This window comes from Microbacterium sp. LBN7, from assembly GCF_045690345.1.
Classification (GTDB): Bacteria; Actinomycetota; Actinomycetes; order Actinomycetales; family Microbacteriaceae; genus Microbacterium.
On record NZ_CP147856.1, the window covers coordinates 1507440 to 1532011 of the forward strand.

General features: G+C 69.2%; 17 protein-coding genes. 7 read left to right on the forward strand and 10 right to left on the reverse strand.

Annotated features, from left to right (window positions below; all coding sequences use genetic code 11):
• Window positions 1–88 precede the first annotated feature (88 nt).
• Window positions 89–637, reverse strand: a complete 549-nt coding sequence (locus LBN7_RS07150; protein WP_341946531.1) for a universal stress protein — start codon at window positions 635–637, stop codon at window positions 89–91.
• Between the two features lie 149 nt (window positions 638–786).
• Between LBN7_RS07150 and LBN7_RS07155 the strand changes: the two genes are divergently transcribed.
• A complete protein-coding gene (locus tag LBN7_RS07155) occupies window positions 787–972 on the forward strand; it encodes a DUF3073 domain-containing protein (RefSeq protein WP_116634077.1) in 186 nt (61 codons plus the stop codon).
• Window positions 973–1036: 64 nt separating this feature from the next.
• On the opposite strand, the gene LBN7_RS07160 is transcribed toward LBN7_RS07155, so the two are convergent.
• Window positions 1037–1372, reverse strand: a complete 336-nt coding sequence (locus LBN7_RS07160) for an L-rhamnose mutarotase (protein ID WP_116634076.1) — start codon at window positions 1370–1372, stop codon at window positions 1037–1039.
• A gap of 59 nt (window positions 1373–1431) precedes the next feature.
• Between LBN7_RS07160 and LBN7_RS07165 the strand changes: the two genes are divergently transcribed.
• The 4 genes from LBN7_RS07165 to LBN7_RS07180 all read left to right on the forward strand — a co-directional run bounded on the left by LBN7_RS07165 (window position 1432) and on the right by LBN7_RS07180 (window position 5754).
• Window positions 1432–2232: an MOSC domain-containing protein gene (locus LBN7_RS07165; RefSeq protein WP_341946532.1), complete on the forward strand. Its 801-nt coding sequence runs from the start codon at window positions 1432–1434 to the stop codon at window positions 2230–2232.
• Between the two features lie 218 nt (window positions 2233–2450).
• Window positions 2451–3764 carry an ABC transporter substrate-binding protein gene (locus LBN7_RS07170; protein ID WP_116634074.1) on the forward strand — a complete coding sequence of 438 codons (1314 nt, stop codon included), beginning with the start codon at window positions 2451–2453 and terminating at the stop codon, window positions 3762–3764.
• A gap of 116 nt (window positions 3765–3880) precedes the next feature.
• On the forward strand, window positions 3881–4831 hold the full coding sequence (locus LBN7_RS07175) for a sugar ABC transporter permease (RefSeq protein ID WP_341946533.1): 951 nt from the start codon (window positions 3881–3883) through the stop codon (window positions 4829–4831).
• Window positions 4828–5754, forward strand: a complete 927-nt coding sequence (locus LBN7_RS07180) for a carbohydrate ABC transporter permease (protein WP_116634072.1) — start codon at window positions 4828–4830, stop codon at window positions 5752–5754. Before LBN7_RS07175 ends, LBN7_RS07180 begins: the two co-directional genes overlap by 4 nt.
• Before the next feature lie 76 nt (window positions 5755–5830).
• On the opposite strand, the gene LBN7_RS07185 is transcribed toward LBN7_RS07180, so the two are convergent.
• From LBN7_RS07185 to LBN7_RS07195, 3 genes are all read right to left on the reverse strand, one after another.
• Window positions 5831–7264 (reverse strand): DUF222 domain-containing protein, encoded by a 1434-nt coding sequence (locus LBN7_RS07185; protein ID WP_407361376.1) that lies wholly within the window; start codon window positions 7262–7264, stop codon window positions 5831–5833.
• Between the two features lie 79 nt (window positions 7265–7343).
• A complete protein-coding gene (locus LBN7_RS07190; protein WP_407361377.1) occupies window positions 7344–12533 on the reverse strand; it encodes an endo-alpha-N-acetylgalactosaminidase family protein in 5190 nt (1729 codons plus the stop codon).
• 222 nt (window positions 12534–12755) lie between these two features.
• Window positions 12756–14549 carry a glycoside hydrolase family 35 protein gene (locus LBN7_RS07195; RefSeq protein ID WP_407361378.1) on the reverse strand — a complete coding sequence of 598 codons (1794 nt, stop codon included), beginning with the start codon at window positions 14547–14549 and terminating at the stop codon, window positions 12756–12758.
• A 92-nt stretch (window positions 14550–14641) separates the two neighbouring features.
• Between LBN7_RS07195 and LBN7_RS07200 the strand changes: the two genes are divergently transcribed.
• On the forward strand, window positions 14642–15676 hold the full coding sequence (locus LBN7_RS07200) for a LacI family DNA-binding transcriptional regulator (protein WP_116634068.1): 1035 nt from the start codon (window positions 14642–14644) through the stop codon (window positions 15674–15676).
• Window positions 15677–15683: 7 nt separating this feature from the next.
• Here the strand turns inward: LBN7_RS07200 and LBN7_RS07205 are convergent, their stop codons facing one another.
• Genes LBN7_RS07205 through purM form a run of 3 tightly spaced genes read right to left on the reverse strand, consistent with a single transcriptional unit; the run spans window position 15684 to window position 19639 of the window.
• Window positions 15684–16985: a CynX/NimT family MFS transporter gene (locus LBN7_RS07205; RefSeq protein ID WP_207769900.1), complete on the reverse strand. Its 1302-nt coding sequence runs from the start codon at window positions 16983–16985 to the stop codon at window positions 15684–15686.
• Window positions 16982–18454 (reverse strand): amidophosphoribosyltransferase, encoded by a 1473-nt coding sequence (purF, locus tag LBN7_RS07210; RefSeq protein ID WP_116634067.1) that lies wholly within the window; start codon window positions 18452–18454, stop codon window positions 16982–16984. The genes LBN7_RS07205 and purF overlap by 4 nt, the downstream gene beginning before the upstream one ends.
• 6 nt (window positions 18455–18460) lie before the next feature.
• Window positions 18461–19639: a phosphoribosylformylglycinamidine cyclo-ligase gene (gene purM / locus LBN7_RS07215; RefSeq protein WP_407361379.1), complete on the reverse strand. Its 1179-nt coding sequence runs from the start codon at window positions 19637–19639 to the stop codon at window positions 18461–18463.
• Window positions 19640–19725: 86 nt separating this feature from the next.
• Between purM and LBN7_RS07220 the strand changes: the two genes are divergently transcribed.
• Complete coding sequence (locus LBN7_RS07220; protein ID WP_341946540.1) at window positions 19726–20331, forward strand: zinc-binding alcohol dehydrogenase; 606 nt, start codon at window positions 19726–19728, stop codon at window positions 20329–20331.
• Here the strand turns inward: LBN7_RS07220 and LBN7_RS07225 are convergent.
• Both LBN7_RS07225 and LBN7_RS07230 read right to left on the reverse strand, forming a co-directional pair.
• On the reverse strand, window positions 20328–20657 hold the full coding sequence (locus LBN7_RS07225; protein ID WP_116634064.1) for a potassium transporter Trk: 330 nt from the start codon (window positions 20655–20657) through the stop codon (window positions 20328–20330). The genes LBN7_RS07220 and LBN7_RS07225 overlap by 4 nt on opposite strands.
• 151 nt (window positions 20658–20808) lie before the next feature.
• A complete protein-coding gene (locus tag LBN7_RS07230; RefSeq protein ID WP_407361380.1) occupies window positions 20809–24507 on the reverse strand; it encodes an HtaA domain-containing protein in 3699 nt (1232 codons plus the stop codon).
• Window positions 24508–24572: the final 65 nt, after the last annotated feature.

The window sequence follows — 24572 nt, forward strand, 5'->3', positions numbered from 1 at the left end:
GGGCCTCTCGTGCGTCCAGTTCGCCGAGGCGCCATAGCCTGACGGCATGAGGGTTGACCGGACGAAGGGGTCTCTGAGCGGAAGGAACCTACGCGTTCTCCGGCCAGATCTCCTTCTGCGAATCCGGCACGGACTCCCCGAGCGGGACGACCAGCACGGACCGATGCTGACGATGCGTGAGCCGCGCCGCCACCGAGCCGGTGAAGAACTCCCGGATCGACTCGCCGATCCCGCGCTTGCGCGTGCCGACCACGATCAGCGACGCGTCGAGCTTGTTCGCGAGCTGCTTGATCGCCAGGGCGGGATCCCCGACCAGCTGCCGCGCGGTCCAGGTGAGACCGGTCCCGTCGAGGAGAGACGCGGCCGCCGCCTGCACGGCTTCGAACTCGGCCACCCCCGCGTCGAAGTTGATGTCGATGGGGGCGGAGTGCACGTAGCCGTCGGGGTCCTCGTAGGTGACGAAGCGGGTGACGTCCACGTGCGCGACGACGAGCGGCGCACTGAGCAAACGGGCGAAGCGGACGGCCTCGTCGATCACATGCCGATCCTGATCGGGCTGCATGCCCACGATGACGGCTTTCTGCAGCGCTGCGTTCTGTGCGGCCTCGTCGGACGGGGTGGAGGTGCTGTCAGTCATGAGAATCGCTCCGTTCACCTGCCTGGCGTCGGCCAGAGGGTCTTACCCGCGTGCTATTCTGAATGCTACTCTTACCGGCTTCGAGCCGGTGTCGTGAAATGCATCGGGCTCCTGTCGCCCGCAGCTGAAATCGTGAGGGGGTCTGGCGTATGGGCCGTGGCCGTCAGAAGGCGAAGCACACAAAGATCGCCCGCGAACTCAAGGCGTACAGTCCGTCGGTGAACTACTCCGCGCTCGAGCGCGAGCTGGGTCATCCGACAGACGAAGACGCCTACGTCGACAAGTGGGCCGACGAGTACGCAGACGAAGACGAGGACGAGCTGGAAAAGGCCTGACCGCCTGCTCCGTCGTTCCGCCCCCGTGCGACCCACGGGGGCTTCGTCGTGCCCGCGGATCGGGTCAGGACGCGCTCGACCGCTGATCCTCCAGCGACCAGACCTGCTCGATCGGCAGGAACCCCTCTTCGCCGTCGGGTCCGTGGAAGCCGTCGACGAATCGACCGATATCGGCCTGCCATGCGGCATTCGCCGGCGCGGCGTCGACGATGCGCATCGCCCGGTCGAAGTCGTCGCACTCGACCAGGTGGAACAGGTTCCTGCCCGACCGCCAGATGATCCAGTCATGGATGCCGGCTTCGGCGAACAGGTCGCGCAGGTCGTCGGGGATCCGTGCGTGATGCGATCGGTACTGGTCGACAGCTCCGTCCACGATGACCGAGTGCAGGGCGATACGCATGTTTCCTCCTAGCCGGTGACCCCCGGCGACAGTGTGACGTGACCTGCGAGAATCATTTCATGGCCCGTGTCGTCGCTCTCTACCGTCACCCGATCAAGGGGCTCACCCCCGAATCCCTCGAATCGCTCACGGTGCAGGCGGACGGCAGGGTCGCGGGCGACCGGGTGCTCGCATTCCGCTTCGCCGATGCGGTCACCCCGGAGGACGACGGCGGGCTCGACTACTGGCCCAAGTCGAAGGGGCTCGCCCTGCAGGACTTCCCGGCACTGGCCGCGCTGCGCACGAGCTACGACGACGCGTCACGGCGCCTGCGGATCGAACACGACGGCCGCGTGCTCGCCGAGGCGGGGATCGACGACGCCGGACGGGCCGAACTCGTGGCGGCGGTCACCGACTTCACCCTCTCGACGCGGGAAGGTCGCCGGCTGCAGCGTCCCGGTCGCCTCCCCCTCGCCCTCGTCGGCGACGGGGAGACGTCGAGGTTCCAGGATCGCGCGCGCGGGTACGTGTCGGTGCACAGCCGCGGCAGCACCCTGGCCCTGAGCGACGCGCTCGACCTTCCCGTCGATGACCGCCGCTTCCGTTCCAACATCGTCATCGACGGCGTCGCCCCGTGGTCGGAACTCGACTGGGAGGGCGAGGTGCGCATCGGCACCGTCGCGTTCCGGACGGCCGGTCCCATCGTGCGCTGCCTGGCGACGCACGCGAACCCCGACACGGGCGTGCGCGATGCCAAGGTGCTCACCACCCTCACCGGAGCGCTCGCACAGGGCGAGCCGACGCTCGGGCGCCTCCTGCTCCCCGCCGACGAGACCGCGGAGGGCATCGTGCGCCTCGGCGACGAGGTGCTGACCGCCTGAGGCACTGTCGGGTCATCCGCTCGGAATGCCCCGCTCTCCTCGCTCGTCAAGCAATGTCAGCGCTATCCTCATGCGCGCGGCAATCGGCATGAACAGTTACGTTCGCGGGCTTGTGAACGCAAACATTCTGATGTTTAATGTCCATGATCAGTACCGCGGTGAAGCGACCCGGCATCCCGGCGATCCTGTAAGAACCTGACCTCGAAGAGGAGAACAGCATGGCTTCCACATCCCCTGCCACACGGGCGGCCGCGATCATCGCGGTCGGCGCCGTGTCCGCCTTCGGCCTCGCGGCCTGCTCCTCGGGCGACGCCCCTGCCGGAGACGGTGGCGGTGAGCCGATCACGATCGAGTACATCCACCGTCTCCCCGACGGCGAGGGGATGACCAGCGTCGCCGAGATCGTCGACCGCTGGAATGCCGAGCACCCCGACATCCAGGTCGAGCCGACCAAGTTCGACGGCAAAGCCGCGGATCTCGTCCTCAAGCTCGAGACCGACATCAAGGCGAAGAACGGCCCGTGCCTCGCCCAGGTCGGGTACGCCGAGGTTCCCCAGCTCTACGTGAAGGGCATGCTGGAGGACGTCGCGTCCGAGGCGAAGAAGTACGAGGACGACTTCTCGGCCGGGGCGTTCAGCGGCATGAGGGTCGGCGACGCCGTCGTCGGCCTTCCGACGGACACCGGGCCCCTCGTGTACTTCTACAACGAGACGGCGTTCGCGGCTCTCGGCGTCGAGGCACCCGCGACGCTCGACGACCTCGCAGCCACGTCGGCGACCGCTGCCGCCGCCGGCAAGTTCGCGACCGCCTTCACGCCCGACGAGGCCCAGTACTGGCTCTCGGCGCAGGCCGCCGCCGCGGGCGACACCTGGTTCTCCACCGAGGGCGACGAGTGGCGGGTGGATGCCGAGGGCAAGGGCGCTGAGCGCGTCGCCGCCTTCTGGCAGGGCCTGCTCGACGACAAGCAGACGCTCGCCACCGAGCGCTGGGGCGAGGGCTTCACGGCGGCGCTCAACGACGGCAGCCTGATCGGGCACGTCGGTGCGGCCTGGGAGGCCGGCTTCCTGCTCGACTCCCTCGACGGCACCCCCGCCGAGGGACAGTGGCGCGTCGCACAGCTGCCGGACTTCGGTGCCGGCGCTCAGAGCGGCCCCGACGGAGGCTCCGGCATCGGAGTGATGAAGGGCTGCGAGCACCCCGCCGAGGCGATGGAGTTCAACGACTGGTTCAACACCCAGGTGGACGACCTGTCTTCGCAGGGTCTCGTCGTCGCCGCCAAGGGCAGCGTGAAGACCCCCGAGAAGATGCTGCGCCAATTCGGCGGACAGGACGTCCTCGCCGAGCTGGGCACGGCCACGGGGAACCTGAACCCCGACTTCCCCTACGCTCCCGGATTCTCGACACTGTCGAAGATGAACGAGACCGCGGCGGCAGCCGTGGCCGGCACAGCCACCGTCGCCGACATCTTCACGACAGCACAGGAGACGGCCGTCGCGTCGCTGAAGGACCTCGGTCTGCCGGTCGCCGAGTAGGCGCGCGGCAGAGCATCATCGGATGATCGGCGGCGGGGCACACGAACGGTCGTGCACCCCGCCGCCGTCACCAATCGAGAGGCAGCACAATGGTCATAGCGACCGAGGATCGGCGCATGTCACCGGCATCCGTTCCCCCGACCCGTCCTGAGCCCGACCGCCGACGCGGCCGTGGAACCCGTCGGGAGGGCCTCACGGGCTGGCTGTTCATGGCCCCCTTCGCCGTCCTGTTCGCGGTGGTCTTCCTGGTGCCGATCATCGTGTCGGTGCGCTCGTCCTTCTTCGCGCAGGTCCCCTCGGGTGGCGGACTGTACGGCGGCGGCGAGCTGGTCGATGCCTTCGTCGGCCTGGACAACTTCGCGGCTGCGGCGACCAACGGCGCGTTCTGGGCCGGCATGGGCCGCGTGGTCCTGTACGCGGGGCTGCAGATCCCGGTGATGATCATCGTCGCACTCGCGCTCGCCCTCCTGCTCGACTCGTACATCCTCCGTCGCCCGGCGCTCTTCCGCCTCGCGTTCTTCCTCCCGTACGCGGTGCCCGGCATCATCGCCGCGATGATGTGGCTGTATCTGTACACGCCGGAGGTCTCGCCGCTGCTGCCCTACCTGCCCGAAGGCACCGACTTCATGTCGCCCCAGACGATCCTCTTCTCGATGGCGAACATGACGACCTGGACCTACACCGGCTACAACATGCTCATCTTCCTGTCGGCGTTGCAGGCGGTGCCTCGTGATCTGTACGAGGCCGCACGCCTCGACGGGGCGTCAGGGTTCCAGGTCGCGATGCGGATCAAAGTGCCGCTGGTGCGCGGCGCGGCGCTCCTCGCGGTGCTGCTCTCGATCATCGGCACGATCCAGCTCTTCAACGAGCCGGTGATCATGGAGGCCTCCAACACGTGGATGGGCAAGGACTTCACCCCGATGATGCTGACCTACAACACGATGATGGGCGAGATCTCTCCGTCGGGCAGCGGGCCCGCATCCGCGTACTCCCTCCTCATGGCCCTGATCGCGGGCGTGCTCGCGATCGTCTACGCGCTGCTGCAGCGCCGGAAGGGGGACTCATGACCACCACTTCCCTCCTGACCACGTTCGACCCGTCCGCGAAGCGGGGCCGCCGCCGCCGCGCGCAGGCCCCCGATGCCCCACCCCCGTCCATGGCGCCGGGACCGGTCGCTCGGGCGTTCGGCATCATCACGCTGGTCATCGCGACGCTGTACTTCCTCGTTCCGGTGTACTGGCTCATCGTCGCCTCGACGAAGAACAACACGGATCTGACGTCGACGTTCGGCTTCTGGTTCGCCGAGTGGAACCTGGAGACGAACTACGACAGCCTCATGGGCTGGACGCAGGGGCTCTTCTGGCGCTGGGTCGGGAACTCGCTCTTCTACTCGGTGAGCGCGGGCATCATCGGCACCCTGTTCGCCGTGATGGCGGGTTACGCCATCGCCAAGTTCGCCTTCCCCGGCAAGAAGATCGCCGTGGGCGTGATCATGGCCGGCCTCCTGCTGCCGGTGGCGCTGCTCACCGTGCCGCTGTACATCGAGTTCCATGCTCTGGGACTGACGAACACGGCGTGGGCGATCATCATCCCGTCCGCGGTCTCACCGTTCGGCGTGTTCCTGGGCATGGTCTACGCCCAGTCATCGGTGCCGACCGAGCTCCTGGAGGCCGCCCGCATCGACGGCGCCGGCGAAGCGCGGATCTTCTTCACCATCGTGCTGCGACTGCTCGGGCCTGCGATGGTGACGATCTTTCTCTTCATCTTCGTGGCCACGTGGAACAACTTCCTGCTGCCCCTGATGATGATCTCCAGCGCCGACCTGAAGCCGGTGACGCAGGGCCTGTACGGCATGATGACCTACTTCTCGCCGGACAAGGGAGCGGTGATGCTCGGCGCCCTGCTGGGTGTGATCCCGCTCATCATCCTGTTCTTCAGCCTGCAGCGCTACTGGCGCTCAGGCCTCGCGGCCGGCGCCGTCAAGGGCTGAGCGCCGGCGTCGCGTCTCGCGTCTCGGAGCGCGTGTCGGAGCGCGTCTCGCGACACTGTCGGTCAGGTCCTTCGTGTCAGGTGAACATGACGCGGTGGGTGGGGCGGTCGGTGTAGGTGCGGCCGAGGGGGCTGTGCCAGGTGATGGTGCCGTCGCGCTCTTGTCGGGCTGTCCACCGGTGCGCGTCCGAGACATCAGGATGTTTGAGGGTGTGGTGGGCGCGGCAGAGGTGGGCGAGGTTGTCGAGCCTGGTCTTGCCGCCTCGGGCGTGGTCGTGGGTGTGGTCGATGTCGCACCGGTGCACGGGCATGCGGCAGCCGGGGAATCGGCAGTGCTGGTCCCGAGCGCGCAGGAACCGCCGCATCCCCTCCGTCGGGGTATAGGTGTCGGTCTGCCGGACCATGCCGTCCGGGTCGAGGAACAGGCGTGACCACCCGGTGTTCCTCCCGGCGAGGTCGCGGGCGATGTCGGGGTGGAGGGGGCCGTGCCCGTCGAGGTCCGCCGGCCGCTCATCCTCGCCGGCGAGGGTGGTCCCGGCGATCGTCACCTGGATGCGGCCCTGGATGTTGTCCAGCCCGTCGCCGTGGATGGCGCTGGGGTCGGCGGTGAGCAGCAGATCGGCGAGCAGGTCCGCCTGCACCTGATCCCAGGTGCGCGTGTCCGCGGCGACATCCTCCGCGTTCATGACTGTGTCTGTGGATGTGTCTGTGTCTGTGTCTGTGTCTGTGTCGGGGTCGGTGGCGAACGTGTCGTCGCTGAAGATCACTCTTCCGGAGTCGCAGGCAGGGCCGGAGTCGCAGGCAGGGCCGGAGTCGGAGCCACTGTCGGCGTCGCGGGCATGCGCACAGTTCCGGATCACCTGCCGGGTCATCTGGCGGAGCCGGTCCGCGATCGCGACAGCGAGCCACTCCGGCAACACGGCCGTCAACAACGCCAGCCCGTCGCCGACGGAGCGCACCTTCACGCACCGCTCCGAGGCCGCCCGCTGGTGCCGGTCCGTGACCGTCTCCCCGACCAACGCCGCCGCGACCTGCGCCGCATGCGCCTTCGTCCGCGCCGCGGTCTCCTGCTCGGCGAACACCAGCACCGCCGCCTCATACAACCCCATCACGCCGGCATCCACCCGCTTGTTCCGGACCGCCTCCGACACGATCGCACTCTCCCGCACGATCTCCCGCACATGCCCCGCACACACCCGGCCCGCGGCGAACGCCGCCCGCACCTCCGGCAGGGACGTCGACACCACCAGGGCATCCGTGAACGCAAACTCCACAGACCCGGTCGGGATCCGAGCGGCAGCGGAGAACTCCGCGACCATCGACCGGTAGATCGCATCCCGATGGAACCCGTTCCCCGCGACATCCGTCTCATGGAACCCGATCTGCTCGACCATCACCTCCAGCGCCTCGCACTCCAGCACCGCGATCTGCCGCTTCTTCTCCACCCACGCCTCCAGCACACGACGCCGCTTATCGAGGTCGAGGTGAAGATCCGTCCGCTGCTGTGCCATATCCCCACATTAGAACATACATTCGAATATGGCAGTATATTCCGCGGCAGGAATCCTCCCTGGCGATCGCGCGAGACGCTCAGCCGACCCGACGTCGGCGCGTCCACAGCACCCCGCCGAGGAGTATCAGCGCCAGCGCCGACAGGCCGACTGCCGCCCACAGCGCTCCATCCGCTCCGGTCTCCGAGAGGCTGCCACCGGCAGCCCCGGGTGCGGCCGTCACTGCGAGACCCGTGCGGGCGAGTTCCGCGCCTTCGGCATCCGTCACGACGATCGAATGCTGTCCGGCCGGAGTCGCCGCGGGGATCACGACCCGCGCCAGAGCATTCCCGTCCGCGTCGACCGTCACATCGCCCAGCTTCACCGGCTCGGAGTGCAGCCAGACTTGCACGGCATCGCCGGGCTCGAAGCTGCGCAACTGCACATCGACGCTGGATCCGCCTCGAGCCGTCTCGACAGACACCGTCACCGTCGCGTCCTTCGCCGGCTTCGCCTTCTTCACCTTCAGCGACGCACTGGCGACCGGTTCACCCGAGGCGTCCTTGACGATCACCTCGTGCTTCCCGACTTCGGTCGCCAGCGGGATGAGCAGCCGACTCGTCAGCGTCCCCTCGCCATCGACCGCTGCATCGGCGATCTTCACCTCGCCGAGCCAGAAGGACACCGCGGAGCTCGGCGCGAAGCCCGTGAGCTCCGCCCCGACCGTCTCGCCGGCGCGGACCGATGTGGCATCGAGACTCAGCTCCGGATCGGTGACGGGGGTGCATTCGTCGATGTCGTCGGCCGGACGCTCCTTCGGTGCATGTCCGCTCTGCGGTGCGGCCGTCCCGTAGATCGCGATCTCGGCGACGGCGGAGAACTGCGACCCCGAGATCGACGACGTCGCGGTCACTCGCACGTACCGGGCCGTCGTCTCCTCGAAGCTCACGTCCTGCCACTCGGCGACGTTCTTCCACTCTCCTGTGGTCACGGGGGTGAACGTCTGCCCGTCGGCCGAGACGGCGACCTCGTAGCCCTTGATCGGGCCGTTCGTGTTCGCCGTCCGGCGCAGGTACGAGATGCCGTCGACCTGTTCGGCAGCGCCGAGGTCGAACGTCAGCACGTGCGGATAGGCCGTGGCATCGGCGGCCCAGCGGCTGACCCAGAAGGTCCCGGCTTCGCCGTCGAGCATGTTCGCCGCCTTGCCGTCTTCGTTCACCGTCTCCTCGGAGTTCGCCGAGGCCGTGATCTGCTCGTTCGGGATCCGCGCCCGCGTCGCGACCGTCGCCTGCACCGAGGTCGCGACCGACCGCACGTCGCAGTCGGCGAGGTAGGTCGCCTCGATGCCGATGCCGACCGATGCGCCGGCCGCTTCCGCCGGGGCGGTGATCAGCCAGGTCGTCTCCACGCTGTCGCCTGCATCGACGGTCTCGAACAGGTTCGAGGAGCCGTCTGCAACCTCGACCGCATACCCCTCCGGCACAGCGAGCTCCACTCCGATGTTCTCGACGGCGATGTCCTCGCTGTTCGTGAACGTCGAGGTGAACGTCGACTGCCCGCCCGGGCTCAGGACCGCGGCTCCGCCCGAGACCGTGGCGCACGGCGTGCCGCCCGTCGTCGGTCCGAGGTCCGTCACCGTGAAGTCGTCGAGCACGAAGTCGACCTCCGGGCCGCCGACGCGTTCGAGTCCCACCCAGGTGTAGTCGCCGCATCCGACCTTCACGTCCTGGACGAACGACGTCGTCTCCAGCGCCTGGGCGAGATCGGTTCGTCCGAGGGTCGTCGAGGTCGCCTCGCCGGCGGCGAGGGCATCCGTCCCCGTCACCCAGCGATAGGCCCCGCTCGCTCCGACCTGGTAGTCGAATCCGACACGGTAGGTGCGTCCGGCCTGCAGCGAGACGAGCGTCGGGTCGGTGCGGTAGACGACGCCGCTGAGCTCCGAGTGCGACAGCAGCGAGTGATCGCCGTGCAGGGTCGAGTCGACCGCGAGACCGGCCTGCGCACCACCCGGGGCGAACGGACGAGCGGTGTTGCGCCAGTCGCTGCCCGTGTACGGGTCGTGACGGCGGGAGATGCTGGTGCGGATGCCGCCCGGATCGCCCGAGTAGACGAACGGACCCCAGCCGGGCTGGTTGCCCTCGAAGTCGCTCGAGTACACCGTGCCTTGCGTCGGCGCCGTCGTGGTGTCGACCATGACCCGCGCATTGTCGACGCGGACCTTCGCCTCGCCCGCGGGTGCGGCGATAGAGACGGTCACCTCGCCGGATGCCGGGGCCAGGAACGAGACCGTGCCGCGCTGGTAATGCTGTCCCGCCTTCGAATCCGGGAGCATGAGGTTGAGCGTCGGAGACAGGTTCCAGGTGCGGGTGATCGCGCCGGCAGGGGTGTCGACCGCGACGACGACGTCGCGAGCCGCGGTCTGGTCGATCTGCACCTGCGCCGAGAAGGAGTACCGCTGTCCGGGAGCGAGCCCGGTGACCGTCTGCGAGATCGACGACGCGGCCGCACCCAGCACGGCGACGTTGTCGCCACGCGACTGGTTCTTCTGCGCGCCGAGGTCGGTGCGCTCGATCGAGACGTCGCCCTGCGGGTGCCAGCCGTCGAGAGTTCCGGCGTTGAAGCCGGGGTCGTCGAGTCCTGCGTCGTGGTAGTCGATGGGGGCGCGCACGGCTCCGCCCTGCGGCACCACGACGTAGGCGGTGTTCTCGTCGCCGCTGAGCGTGAGCTCGCCGTTCACGGCGCTGACGGTCGAGACCTTCTGACGACCCTGGTCGCCCAGCTCGAACACGTCGAAGGCGGTGTTGCCGCTGAACGCGTCGGTCACCCCGAACGTGTGGGAGCCGCCGGATGCCGAGAAGAAGTACATCTTGTCGGCATCGACCGGCGAACCGGCGTCGGCGCTCGATTCGAGGGTCTGCCACGGCAGCAGGTAGGAATCGCCGCGGAGGACGGTCGCGTCGCCCATGGTGATGACCCTGTCGCCGCCGTCGATGGAGATGCCCACGTCATCCGTCAACGTCGCCGAGGTTCCCGCCTCGTAGGTGAGGAGATCGAACTGCTGGATGAACTTCGTCGGGAGGCTCTGCGTCCAGATGTTGCCGATGAAGCCGTCCCAGTTGCGGTTGCCGCTCCACCCCTCGGCATCGATGAGCCGCTGCTGGCCGAGGAGCGCGTCGTCGTTCCAGATGTCCGCCTGACCGTTCTGGATGAACCGGACCATCGTCGAATTGATGCCCTTGTTCTCCTTGCCGCCGTAGGCGAGATCGTTCGGCCAATGCGCCCAGACGGAGTCGTCGACGAACTTGTCGCCCCACTCGGTCGCGACCTCGAGGTCCATCGCATGCAGCTCGTCCGCCAGCTCTTCGGCGACCCACCCGTTCGAGTAGTAGACGTCGATGTACACGCCGCTGAGGCCAGGGACCTCGTCGCGCAGCTGCTGGAAGCGGTCGAGCACGCGTCCGGTGCCGAGGTCGGTCTGCTGGTTGATGTAGTAGGACTGATCGAGCCAGTTCCACCCGGGCTTGTACGGGGCGGCACCGTCGAGGATCGCCGGATCGAACGAGTTCGCCTGCGGGTAGATCTCGGTCGCGTTGACGTGCACGCTCATGTCGGCGTTGAGCTTCGCTCCCTCGTCGACCAGGCGGTTGAGGTCGTCGACACCACCGGCGCGCTCATTGGGGTTTCCGCCGTAGTCGGTGTTCGCCGAGTCGTGCCCCTCGCTGCCGAAGCCCTTGTTGAGCACCCACTGGCCGAGGCCGTCGGTCTGATTCGCGATGCGCTTGGTGTTGTCGAGCGTGAGGTCGAAGTAGTTGGTCGCGGTCGAGGCGAAGTTGAACGGGATGCGACTGACCACGCGCTCCGCGACCCGGTCGGCGCCGAGGCGCACGGTGTCGACCTCGCGATAGCGGATGCCGGCGTCCTGCCAGTCGACGGCGGCGTCGCCGTTGCGGTCGGACGTGAGGAACACGGTCACCTTCGGCAGCTCGTACGTCGTCACCCGCGCATCGACGGCGGTCGTCGGGTGGATCAGCCAGGGGCTCGATCCGATTTCGGCGGTGCGTCCGCCGGCGGTCGTCACGCGAGTGAGAAGGCGGGTGTTCCACGACGGCGTCCCGCCCGACGCCTGCGTCGTCGCGTTCGTGAGCACACTGCCGACGAGGGCGCCGTCGCCGAGGAAGGCGAAGGCCGCTCCCTTCTGACCGGTGGCGGTCGCGTCGTTCACCACGATGTGCTCATCGGCGTTCGTCGTGCTGTTCGGATCGATGACCGTGCGGTCGAGGACGGAGCCGGAATCGTTCGTGGAGAGGAAGGCGTTGTCCGGCAGGCCCAGCGTGTTCACCGCTGCCCCGCCGCCGACCTCGGTCACCTCGAACTCGACGGTGCCCTCCGCCGTGACACGGATGCTGCTGCTCACCGTCACGTCGATGCCCGTGAGCGTCGACACGTAGTCGACTCCGGTCGCGGTGGCCGTCGAGGTGGTCGAGGCGGCGTAGGAGGTGCCGTCGACCGACCAGGTGTTCGCCGACGCGCGCTGGCCGTCGAACGCGGCTCCGCCGACCAGGTAGCCCGTGATCTGCGGGAAGCCCTTCGCGACCGTGGCGGTCGTGCCGCCGTTCGCGATCTCGACCGTCTCGATGTCGACGGGCACCTCCGGCTCCTCGGGCTCTTCGACGATGGGAGGGAGCTCCTCGTCGGAGAGCACCTCGATCTCGCCGGCACCGGCGCCGTTGCCCGCCATGTCCTGCGCGTCGATGATCAGCAGCGCGACGTAGCGGCCGTCCTTCGCGGCGTCGAGCGTGATGCGCTGCTTCTCGTCGTTCGCCGTCGGCGCGTGCAGCGCGGCCGTGGCGGCCGCGTCGCCCCAGCCGCCCTCCGCGGGCGAGGTCGCAGCCGTCTGCGCGTCGTCGGTGACGTACACCTCGACGGTCTTCGCATCGATCCGCTGGCCGACCTTGCCCGAGTAGTCGAGCGCCTTCACCGAGAGCGACCGCTGCAGATCGATCGAGACCCAGTGCGGGAAGGGAGCCAGCTCCGCGTAGCGGGAGACCCACTGCGTCGCGAAGTCACCGTCGAAGGCGGCGAGCGCCGTGCCGTCGAGCGCGGGCGGCGCGGGGTAGGGATCCGCAGCGCTCGACACCCCGGTCAGGCGATAGTCGGTCTTGGGCACGGGAACCAGATCGGCGGCCAGCGCCGGCGACGCCTGCGCGGCGACGCCGCCGAAGACGAGCGCGGTGACCAGGAGGGAGCTGAGGGTTCGTGCAGTGCGGGGACGTCGGGGACTCTTCGACACGTGGTGCCTCTCGAACGTAGCGTCGCACGGGAGTCGAGACGCCCCGATGCGCCGCAGATGGAAGCCATCAGCAGAAGCTGATGTTTGCGCTATCACCCTACAGTCGCTCTATTCGCATGACAAGGATTCTTCTTGATATCTGCGCAAACATTCTCCATGTCGCGACCGGACGAGAAGAGCCGCCCGGCCTTCACGGCCGAGCGGCTCTGCGACCATCCCCGGTCAGGACCCCACGAACTCCTCGGTGTCGCCGAAGACCGGCTCCTCGCAGATCTCGACGGTCGCGCCGACACCGTCGAGATCCAGGACGCGGATCTCGTTGCGCCCGCACCGCCAGAGCGGGGCGGGCGCATAGAGGGTCTGCTGCGGGCCCACCTTCCAGTACCGGCCGAGCAGGAAGCCGTTCAACCACACCATCCCCTTGCCGCCGCCGGGGAAGGCGAGCCAGGCGTCCAGCGCCTCGTCGACGTCGATGTGCGCGACGGCGAGCCCGTCGCGCACGCCGAACGCGTTCTCGGCATCCGGCGCCTCCTGCGGCACGACACGGTGCGTCCAGGCGTTGACGAAGCGGCGGCCGATCATCACGCCCCGCATGACCCCCTTGCCCTCGCCGGTGTACGGGCCGTAGTTGATGCGGCCGAGGCTCTCGACGACGATCGTGAGGAGCCCCGTGCGCGCGGAACCGGGAAGGACCATCGAGGTCGTGCCGTCGCGCTCCAGCGTGCCGATCCGCTCATCGTCGAGGAAGACGGTCGCGCGGTCATGCAGACCCTCGATCGTGAGCGTGGCGCCCTCGGGGAACGACACCGAGGTCTCGTACGCGACGAGCCCGTCCTCCGCGCCGAGCTGCTCGAACGTCTGCGGACGAGGGGTCGGCGCGCCCATGGGAGGTGCCGCGCGGACGACGTCGAGCAGCGATGCCTGCGGCACCAGGGAGACGGATGCCGCCGCCTGCCGCCGCGGCGGGAGCGGGATCGCCGGCAGCTCTTCTCGATGGAAGGGGGCGAAGAGCTCACGCAGCGCGTGGAACTTGGCGCCGAGCGACCCGTCCTCGCCGATCGGGGCATCGGAGTCGTAGCTGGTCGTCGTGGGCTGGAGCACACGGTCGTGGTTGGCGCCGTTCCAGAGACCGAAGTTCGTGCCGCCGTGCGCCATGTAAAGGCTCACCGAGCCTCCGGCATCGAGCAGCTCGCCGAGGGTGCCGCCCATGCTCGCGGCGGAGCGCACATGGTGCCGCTCCCCCCAGTGGTCGAACCAGCCGCCCCACAGCTCGCTGCACATGAGCGCCTCGCCGTCCCGGCGCAGCTTCAGGGCCTCGCCGACACCGGTGCCGAAGGTGAAGGTGGTCATCGCGCCGGGGATGCTGCCGTGGGCGACCATGTCGCCCGTGATCCCGTCGGCCGTCGTGAGCATCTCGACCATCCCGCGCGACCGGAGCCCGTCGCGGAGGTGGGCGAGATACTCCTCGTCGCTCCCGAAGGATCCGTACTCGTTCTCCACCTGCACCGCGACGATGGGCCCTCCGTGCGCCGCCTGCAGCGGCACGAGTCGCGGGATGAGCTCGTCGTACCAGGCGTCGACGGCCGCGAGGAAGGCGGGATCGCTGGTGCGCAGTGCGGTGACGCGTCCGGAGAGCCAGTGCGGGATGCCGCCGTTGGACCACTCGGCGCAGATGTAGGGACTCGGCCGGATGAAGACATCGAGCCCGACCTCGCCCGCGATCCGGACGAATCGCTCGACATCACGCCAGTCGTCGAAACGGCGGTCGCCCTCGACCCGCTCGTGGAAGTTCCATGCCACGTACGTGTCGACCGTGTTCGCCCCCATCGCCGCGAGGCGGCGGAGCCGGTCCTCCCACTGGTCAGGGTGCACGCGGAAATAGTGGATCGCGCCGGAGAGGATGCGGTGCTTCTCTCCGCGACGGAGGATCTCGCCGTCACACCAGGTCAGAGCGGGCGACCGCCCGTCGAGCGCGGCGGGGGCGACGCCGGCAGGCGATGCGAGAAGGTCAGACATGGGGCTCCCAAGAAAGTGTTTGCGCTCACATTATCGCATGCCCACGCTCATTGCTCCCCGGAAACCAGCCGTTTGATCGCTATCATTGCTCCATGTCCCCACGCCGCCCTCGAGAGGATCGAGCCCCGAGCCAGGTCGACGTGGCGCGCCTCGCCGGCGTCTCGACGCAGACCGTCTCCCGCGTCATGTCCGCACAGGACAACGTCCGCCCCGACACCGCGCGACGGGTTCTCGCGGCCGTCGAGGAGCTGGGCTACCGCGTGCACGCGGCCGCCGCCTCGCTCGCCTCCGGCCGCTCACGGATCCTCGGCGTCATCGTCGTCTCCACCGACCGGTACTCCTCGGCAGCGCTCGGCGTCGGCATCGAGCAGGCGGCCGCGGCGAACGGATACACGGTCACGACCGCAGCGGTTCCGGACCACGCATCGACCGAGTCGTTCCTCGAGGCGTTCGACCGCCTGGAGCGGCAGGGAGCGGAGGGGATCATCCTCGGCATCCCGGTCGAACTCGACAGCCCGGCCATGAGAGCGCGAACAGAGCGCACGCCATCGACCCGCAGCGAGCGCGCCTCTCTCGACGAGGATGCGCCGCTCGCCGTCGACCAGCGCGCGATCGCCCGCCTCGCCGTGGAGCACCTGTTGGATCTCGGTCACTCCACGGTCTGGCACGTCTCGGGCGACGACTACTGGGCCGAGACGCAGCAGCGCAGCGAGGCGTGGGAGCAGACGCTCCGCGACCGCGGCATCGTGCCGCCTCCGGTGATCCCCGCCGACTGGACCCCCGAGTCGGGATACCGCGCCGGCCGCACGATCGCGGCGATCCCCGAGGTGACCGCTGTCTTCGTCAGCAGCGATGAGATGGCGTTCGGCCTGATCCGCGCCCTGCACGAGGCCGGGCGCAGCGTACCGGAGGACGTCTCGGTCGTGAGCGTCGACGACATCGCCCTCGCAGCCTACGCGTCGCCGGCGCTCACGACGGTGCGTCAGCCGTTCGAGGCGATGGGGCGCGCGGCGGCACTCCGGGTGATCGGGCAGATCGAGGGCCATGAGGCCGTCGGCGACGTGCCGTCGACCGACCCGGAGCTCATCGTGCGCTCCTCGACCGCACCGCCGAGATCGGCGCGCTGACCCGGCCTCACCAGCGACCGCGCCGACGCTCCCACTCGTCTTCGATCGTGCGCCGTCGGCCGGCGACGATCCCGGCGGGGATCGAGAGCACGAGCACGGCAGCGACGACGAAGATCGGAACCTGCCACCCGGCTGTCGTCTCGTGGAGCATCCCGATCAACAGGGGGAAGACGGCGGCGATCGCATAGCCGATGCTCTGCACGAAGCCGCTCAGCGCGACAGCGCTCTCGGGCGTGCGTGCGCGGATGCTGAGCAGTACGAGGCTCAGTGGGAACATGATCGCCGAGAGCCCGAAGATGCCGACCCACAACGGCAGCGCCACGGTCGGTACGAACAGGAACCCGGCCAGACCCACCAGACCGCCGACGACGCCGACGAAGAAGAGCGGACGCGTCGCCTGGTACTTCACCACGAGGACCGGCACGATCATCGAGCACGGCAGACCGACGAGCGCGAACAGGGAGAGCAGCAGACCGGCGGTCGCCGGAGTGACGCCGCCGATGTCGACCAGCATCGTCGGCATCCAGGCGAACGAGACGTAGGCCATGGTCGACGATGTGCCGAAGACGAGCGCGAGCGCCCAGGCGAGCGGCAGGCGCCAGAGCCGGGCGAAGTACCGTGGGTTCGCCGGAGCGGTCGAGATCGGACCGGTCGCGACGGCCACGGCATCCTGCACGTCATGGCGTCCGTCCGTGGGGTCGATGTCGTCGTACTCGACCGGCGCGACCATCGGTGCGCGGCGCTCACGGAGGGCCAGCGTCACCCACGGCAGCAGGGAGAGTGCTGCGACGACACCCCACATGCCGAGCGACAGACGCCAGCCGAGCGAGTCGGCCACCGGCACAGCGACCAGCGGCGGCAGGAAGGTCGAGATCGCCAGCGTCGTCGAGTAGACCGTCATCATGAGGCCGATGCGGTCGGGGAAGTACTTCTTCACCAGGGGCGGCAGCAGCACGTTCCCGGAACCGACACCCGCGAAGACGAGGGCGGTCGACGCCAGAAGCGTCACGGAGTCGACAGCGAACCCGCGCAGCAGCATCCCCGCCGCCATCAGCGCGATGGCGGTCACCGCGACGCGCTCCAGACCGAACCGCCGCTCGAACAGCGGAGTGAGCAGGCCGAAGATCGCGAAGCACACCGGCGGCGCGGCCCCGATCAGGCCGATGACGACCGGCGAGACGGGGAAGTCCTCGGCCACGTGGTCGATCACCGGCGACAGCGAGGCGACAGCCGATCGCAGCGAGAACGCGACCAGCACGATCCCGACGAGCGCGAGAGCCCTCCCCTGCCAGAGCGGCCTCGGCGTCACGAGGTCTGCGACCCCTCCACCCAGGCGAGGTATTCGTCGGAGACGGTGCCGGTCACGTAGCGGCCGTCGAAGCAGCTCATGTCGAGATCCGTCAGGACGGACCCCTCGATGATCGCGGCCTTGAGGTCTTCGACCTCCTGGTAGACCAGGTGGTCGCAGCCGAGCTCCTCCGCGATCTCGGGAATGGTCCTCCCGTGCGCGATGAGCTCGTGGCGCGACGGCATGTTGATGCCGTAGACGTGCGGATGCCGAACGGGCGGGGCCGCGGATGCGAAGGTCACCGAGGCGGCGCCGGCATCCCGCGCCATCTGGATGATCTCCTTCGACGTGGTGCCGCGCACGATCGAGTCGTCGATCAGGAGCACGTTCTTGCCCTGGAACTCGGTCGACATCGCGTTGAGCTTCTGCCGCACGCTCTTCTTGCGGACCGCCTGCCCCGGCATGATGAAGGTCCGGCCGACGTAGCGGTTCTTGTAGAAGCCCTCGCGGTATTCGATGCCGAGCTTGCGGGCGACCTCCATCGCGGCGGGGCGCGACGAGTCGGGGATCGGCATGACCACGTCGATCTTGTCCATCGGCACGTGCTTGGCGATCGTGTCGGCCAGGCGGTCGCCCATGCGCAGGCGCGACTCGTAGACCGAGACGCCGTTCATGACCGAGTCGGGGCGGGCGAGGTAGACGTACTCGAAGGCGCACGGCGCGAGATGCACGTCCGATGCGCACCGCTTGCTGAACATCTCGCCGTCGTTCGTGATGAACACGGCCTCACCCGGCTCGACCTCGCGGACGACCTCGTAGTCGCCGTTCTCGAGCACGAGCGATTCGCTCGCGACGACCCACTCGTCTCGTCCCTCCGCGCCCTCGACGGTCGACGGACGGCGCCCGAGGATGAGCGGACGGATGCCGAACGGGTCGCGGAACGCGAGCAGGCCGTAGCCGGCGATCACGGCGATCACGGCGTAGGCGCCCTCGATGCGCGCCTGCGTGCGGGTGACGGCCTCGAACACGCGCTCGGAGTCGAGGTCGACGGTCGAGGTGGTCGCCTGCAGCTCACCGGCGAGCACGTTCAGCAGCAGCTCGGTGTCACTGGACGAGTTGAGGTGGCGACGGTCGCGCTTCGCCATGTCGGCGGTGAGCTCACGCGTGTTGGTGAGATTGCCGTTGTGAATGAGGATGATGCCGTACGGCGCGTTCACGTAGAACGGCTGCATCTCCTCCTCGTTCGACGCGGTGCCCTTCGTGGCATAGCGCACGTGTCCGAGGCCGACGTTGCCGAGCAGCGCGCGCATGTCGCGCGTGCGGAACGCCTCGCGCACCATGCCCTGCGCCTTCGCGTTGTGCATGACGCCGTTGGCTTCCGCCGTGGCGATGCCCGTCGCATCCTGGCCGCGATGCTGCAGCAGCAGGAGTGCGTCGTAGATGTCCTGATTGACCGGGGCGGACCCCACCATTCCGACGATGCCGCACATGGGCTCTTACTTCGCTCCGTCCGCGTAGGCGCCCACCAGGCGCACCGCTCCACCGTCGACGCCCTTGGCGCCCTGTTCGAACTCGCCTGCCGGGCGCGCGCCGAAGCCGACGGTCCCGACCTGCCACGCGGGCATGCCCTCGGCGGCGAGCGCCGCGATCGCGGCATCCTTCTTGTCTGCGGCGATGACCGCGAGGAACCCGATGCCGAGGTTCCAGGTGCCCTCGGCCGACTCCAGCGTGGAGCCGGCGATGTCGCTGAGCACGCGGAAGACCGGGCTCGGCGACCACGTGCTGCGATCGACCTCGGCCCAGCTGCCCTGCGGGAGCACGCGCGCGAGGTTCGCCGCGATGCCGCCTCCCGTGACGTGGCTGAGCGCATGCACGGCCTGCGTCCCCGACCCCACGGCCTGCGTCCCCGACCCCACGGCCTGGGTCCCTGAGCCTGTCGAAGGGCCCAGCTCGTCGATCAGACGGAGCAGCGGAAGCGTGTACAGGCGGGTCGGCTCGAGGAGCGCCTCGCCCCAGGTCGTGCCGAAGTCGGCGGCGTTGTCGCCGTAGGAGATGCCGGCGTTCGTGATGATGTGGCGCACGAGCGAGTAGCCGTTGGAGTGCAGTCCGCTGGAGGCGATGGCGATGACCGCGTCGCCGTCCTGCACGCGCTCGGACCCCAGGATCGCGTCGGCCTCGACGACACCGGTGGCGGCACCGGCCACGTCGTAGTCACGCGGGCCGAGAAGCCCGGGGTGCTCAGCGGTCTCGCCGCCGACCAGCGCGGTGCCCGTCGCGGAGCACGCCTCGGCGATTCCGCGCACGATGTCGGCGATGCGCTGCGGGAAGACCTTGCCGCACGCGATGTAGTCGGTCATGAAGAGGGGCTTGGCGCCCACCACGACGATGTCGTCGACGACCATGCCGACCAGGTCCTGGCCGATCGTGTCGTGCTTGTCGATCGCCTGAGCGATCGCGACCTTGGTGCCGACGCCGTCGGTGCTCGTCGCCAGCAGCGGGCGACGGAAGTCGCGCAGTGCGCTGGCGTCGAACAGGCCGGCGAATCCGCCGACACCGCCGAGCACTTCGGGGCCGTGCGTCGCGCGCACGGAAGACTTCATCAGCTCGACGGCGAGATCACCTGCAGCGGTGTCGACGCCGGCTTCGGAATAGGGATTGGTGGGGGAGGCAGCCACACCTCCAGCCTACCGCCCGCGGGCACCCCGACTCTCCGCCGGAACAGAGCTCGGACGGCGGCCCCGCTCCCGCCTACGATGGGGCCATGGCCGACAAGCCGCAGTGGCTCATCCGCGAAGACGCGAGCGTTCCGGTGCTCGTCGCGCTCACGCTGCGCCAGACGCTCGGGATCCGGGCCCCGGAGGACCTCCCGAGCCTTCGCGACCTCGCGGTGCGGGCGCCGGATGCCACCGAGGCGTCGGCCGCCGTCGAGGGGCAGTGGCGGGACTACTGGGACATGACGGTCGAGCCGCGCGCTCACCCGTCGGGGGTGCCGCTCGAGCTCGTCGACGGCTTCGACACCCTCGTCGCACTGCCGGCCACCGGTGCGGAGGAGCTCGCCGCGGCGGTCGCTCCGCACGGGGAATCCGCGCTCCGCTACGCGCGCGCCGCGCACGACCGCTACGTGAACTCGATGAAGAGCAGCACCGGTGGCGACGCGTATCGCGCCTACGCGAGTGCCATCGCCGAGTTCGAGCGCGAGGTCGGACGCCGTGCGCATTCGTTCGAGCTGAACGTGCAGGTGCTGCCGTTCTCGCAGCGCGGCATCTGGTGGATCGGCGCCCTCACGGTCGCGGTGACCGACGGGCTCCGGCGCGACGTCGTGGCGTTCGACGCCGCGATCCGTCCGGTGATCGCCGAGCTGGCCTAGTCGGCGGCCGGTCGGTCCGTCTCGACGACGGTCTCCCGGTCGACCGTGACGACGCGGTCGTGACGGCGCGCGATGCGCTCCATGATGATGCCGACGACACCGCCGAGCGCGAGTCCGATCGGCACGGTCCACAGCAGCAGGAAGCCGAAGACCTGACCGGGCGGGTAGACGACGTCGAGAGCCTGCGACTCCTCGAAGCTGCCGCTCCAGGTCAGGATGGCGGCCGCGATGATCCCGACCACGACGCCGATGCCCATGAGCACGCCGTAGCGAGGCACGCGACGCACGGTCGCCTCGACGGTCTGGTGGGAATCGGTGGGAGCCATGCCTCCATTGTCCCACCGTTCGGGCACACCTTGCAGCCGGTCTGCGCGTCCCGCTTTGCAGGTCGAGATCACGGATGCAGGTCGAGATCGTCGATCTCGACCTGCATTCGTGATCTGAGCCTGCAAACCGTGCCGTCGCGGGCCCGAAGCGTCAGACCTCCGTCGTCACCTCGGCCGCCCCGGCGCGGTTGCGGCGCGCGATGAGCACCCCGCCCGCCGCGGCGAGAGCGACGACGACGAGGCCGCCGACGATCCACGGCCACACCGGAGCGCCCTCCGTGATCGCCGGTGTCGTCGCGGCGGTGACCGCGGCGGTCGCCTCGGAGTCGGACCCGTCCTCGACCGGTGCCGCGACGCCGCAGTCGGCGTCGACCGGGATCACCGCGGTGACCGGGTCGAGCGCCTCGCCCGCGGCGTAGGTGCCGAACGCGGCGGCACCGGCCTCGGTGAGAGCTGTCGGCACGGCATCCAGCGACAGGACCCCGTCGACCACGGCCGCGTCGCGCGCCGCGAACTCCGCGAGACGCACGCCCTTCTGGTCGACGCTCGCGCCGTCCTGCGTGGTGCCGGTCACGTCGAACACGAGATAGCCGGTGTCGCCGGCGAGCTCGATCCGCGCGTTCGCCAGCGTCGTGTTCAGCGCGCCCTCGTGACCTGTGAAGGCGATGCTGCCGCCGAAGGCGACGAGCCCGGCGAGGGAGGTGTCGTCGAACGATCCGGTGCCGCTCTCCCAGACATAGTCCGGGTACCGGTACTCCACGCCGGTGAGCGTCCAGCCGCCCTTCGCGATGCCCTCGATGTACGTGCGGAACGACTCCTTGTAGCCCCACGTCAGCGTCGCACCCTCGACCGTGCAGGCGCCGATCACGGCCGCCGCTCGGTTCAGGGTGAAGGCGAGACCGCGGTCGACGGATCCCTGCAGCGTCAGGGTGTGCGCGCCGTCCTCGAGGCTGGCGGGCAGCGTGCCCGACCAGGTCGCGACGCCCGTGGCATCCGCCTGCACGGTCTCGAGCAGCACCGGCGTCGAGTAGACGACGACCTGGATGCCCTCCTCGTTCGGCTGGAAGCCCGCGGCGGAGACGGTCGCCGCCTTGCCTGCTTCGAGTGCGGCGAGGTTCTTCTCGTCGATCACGATGCCGTCGGTCGCGGGAGGCGTGTCGGGCAGCGCCGCCTTCTTCGTGACGGATGCCGCCGCGACCATGCCCGTCGTTCCCTGCGGGGCCGCTGCCGGCGAGCCGATCGTGAAGGTGACCGGGTTGAGCACGGTCGAGTTGCCCGACAGGACCGTGTCGCGCCCGGCAGCCGTCAGAGCGGCGGGAGCAGCGGTGTAGCTCACCGCGCCGTTCGCGGTCGTGCGCACGGCGCTGCCCAGGTCGAGCGTCGCGAAAGCCACCTGCGACCCGCCGCTCGACACGAAGAGCGTCGCGCTGTTCGAGGACGTGACGCGGATCACCGGGTCGGAGAGCGTGATGTCGAGCACCCCGTGATGGCCGGTGAAGCGCACCGAGCCGCGGTAGACGACGCTGCCGACGCCGGTCGTGACGTCGAAGTCACCCCCGACGGACTGGCCGAACTGGAACTGTCCACCCGAGCGCGTCGCTCCTCCGGAGACGGAGATCGACCCCTGTGCGATCGGACCGGTGACGTAGTCGGCGAAGGACGAGGAGATCGCCCATCGCAGGGAGCCGCCGGGGACGTTCGCCGGCGGGGTCACCGGGGTCACCGGCGGCTTCGGCTCCTCGGGCTTCGTGCCGAGCAGCGCGTCCCACTGCGCCTCGGTGATCGTGACGGTCGAGCGCGCGAGCATCGTGTCGGCGTTCGGCATCGTGTGCTGCTTCCAGACGATCACCTCGTACGACTTCGTCCGGTCGAGCGTGTCGGCGGCCGTCGTGAGGTCGACGGAGAACGCCTCGAAGGTGATCCGGGGGACGTACTTCATGGCGAGGAAGCCGCCGCCGGCGGTCACGCCCGACTCGGTGCCGGCCTCGATCAGCGCGACGTACGCGCCGACGTTCGTGCCCATCTCCGCGCCGGATGCCGTGACGGTGAGGCCGTCCGCAGCCGTGGCTGTCTTGACGCTCGTCGCGACCGCCGGTTCGTCGACCGGGAACACCGCGTCCCAGTCCGCGTCGCTGATCTCGACGGCGCCGCGAGCGAGGATGGTGTCAGCGTTCGGCATCGTGTGCTGCTTCCAGACGATCACCTCGTACGTCTTCATGCGGTCGAGCTTGTCGGCGGCAGCGGTCAGATCGACCGTGAACGCACCACCCGAGATCCCGCGCACGTACTGCATCGCGAGGAACCCGCCACCCGCGGTCACATCCGCCTCGGTTCCCGTCTCGATGAGCGCCGCGTACACGCCGGTGATCTCGCCGAGCTTCGAACCGGTTGCCGTCACGGTCAGTCCTTCATCAGCGCTCGCGGCCGTGACCGCCGTCGCGACCGTGGGGACCTCCACGGGGAACAGCGTGTCCCAGTCCGCATCGCTGATCGCGACCGTTCCACGGCTCAGGATCGTGTCGGCGTTCGGGAGGGTGTGCTGCTTCCAGACGATCACCTCATACGTCTTCGTGCGGTCGAACTCGTCGGCGGCAGCGGTCAGATCGACCGCGAACGCACCACCCGAGATCCCGCGCACGTACTGCATCGCGAGGAACCCGCCACCCGCGGTCACATCCGCCTCGGTTCCCGCCTGGATCAGCGCCGCGTACACGCCGGTCGTGGCGCCGAAGCCCGTACCCGTGACGGACGCGGTGATGCCGGGCTCGGCCGTCGCGAGAGCGGCCGAGATCACGATCTTCGGGGGAACGGCGTAGTCCAGGGCGACGCTGCGCTCCTGGTCGGCGTTCACGACGCCACCGGCCCCGTAGGTGTAGACGCCGTAGGAACCGGGGGATGCCGCGGCATCCTTCAGCGTGAGAGTGGCCTGGAACGTGCCGTCATCGGCGAGGTCGACCCACTGCGCGCGGACCGCACCCTGGTACTGCGCAGGGACCTGGTTCAGCACGGACTCCGAGAGAGCCCAGGCCTGCGTGCCGACCGAGCGTGCGGCCGACGTCGCGCCGGCGGAAGGCTGCCAGTTCGCGGCGAAGTTGCCGAACACGACGTAGGTCCCCTGCGAGAGGTTCGCGGGGATCGGCACACCGCGTCCGCCGACGTTGGCCGTCGGGTCGTAGCCCGAGCCCTTCACGACGATCGTGTCGCCGGCCCGGAGCGCGGTGCCCGCGGCCGGGGTGGTGCCGTCGGCGAGAAAGACCTCGATCGCCGCGGATGCCGGGGGCGTGGTTCCCGAGTCCGTGCCGGGGTCCGTTCCCGGATCGGTGCCCGGGTCGGTGCCGGGGTCCGTGCCCGGGTCGGTACCAGGGTCGGTTCCCGGCTCCGCGCCGAACACGGCATCCCACTGCTCCGCAGTGACCTCCACGTCCCCCCGGGCGTAGATCGTCGTCGCGTCCGGGTTCGAGTGCTGCTGCCAGATCAGCACCTCGTAGGCCTGCGTGCGGTCGAGCGATCCGGCCGGAGCCGTCAGCGTGAACGAGCTCGCTCCGCCGCTGACCGCGGGGAAGGGCATGGCGAACGCCGCGTATCCGCCGCCCGCCGAGATCGACCCTTCGGTGCCCTTCACGATGAGCGCGGCATAGGCGCCGGCGACGTCCGGCAAGCCGGATGCCTGCACCTGCACCGTCACACCCGACGTCGACGCAGCAGTGACGCTCGCGTCGACCGAGCCGTCGGCGGCGTGGGCAGGGGGCACGACCACCGCTCCCGCGGCGAGGAGAAGCAAGGAGACGAAGGCGGCGATGAGCACGCGGAGGCGGCTGCTCGCTCGAAGGGGGATGGCTGTGTCGTTCACGGGTTCTCTCCGGACCCCGGGGCACGCGGACACGCGCGCCGGCGGTGCCGCAATGCAGTCGGGCG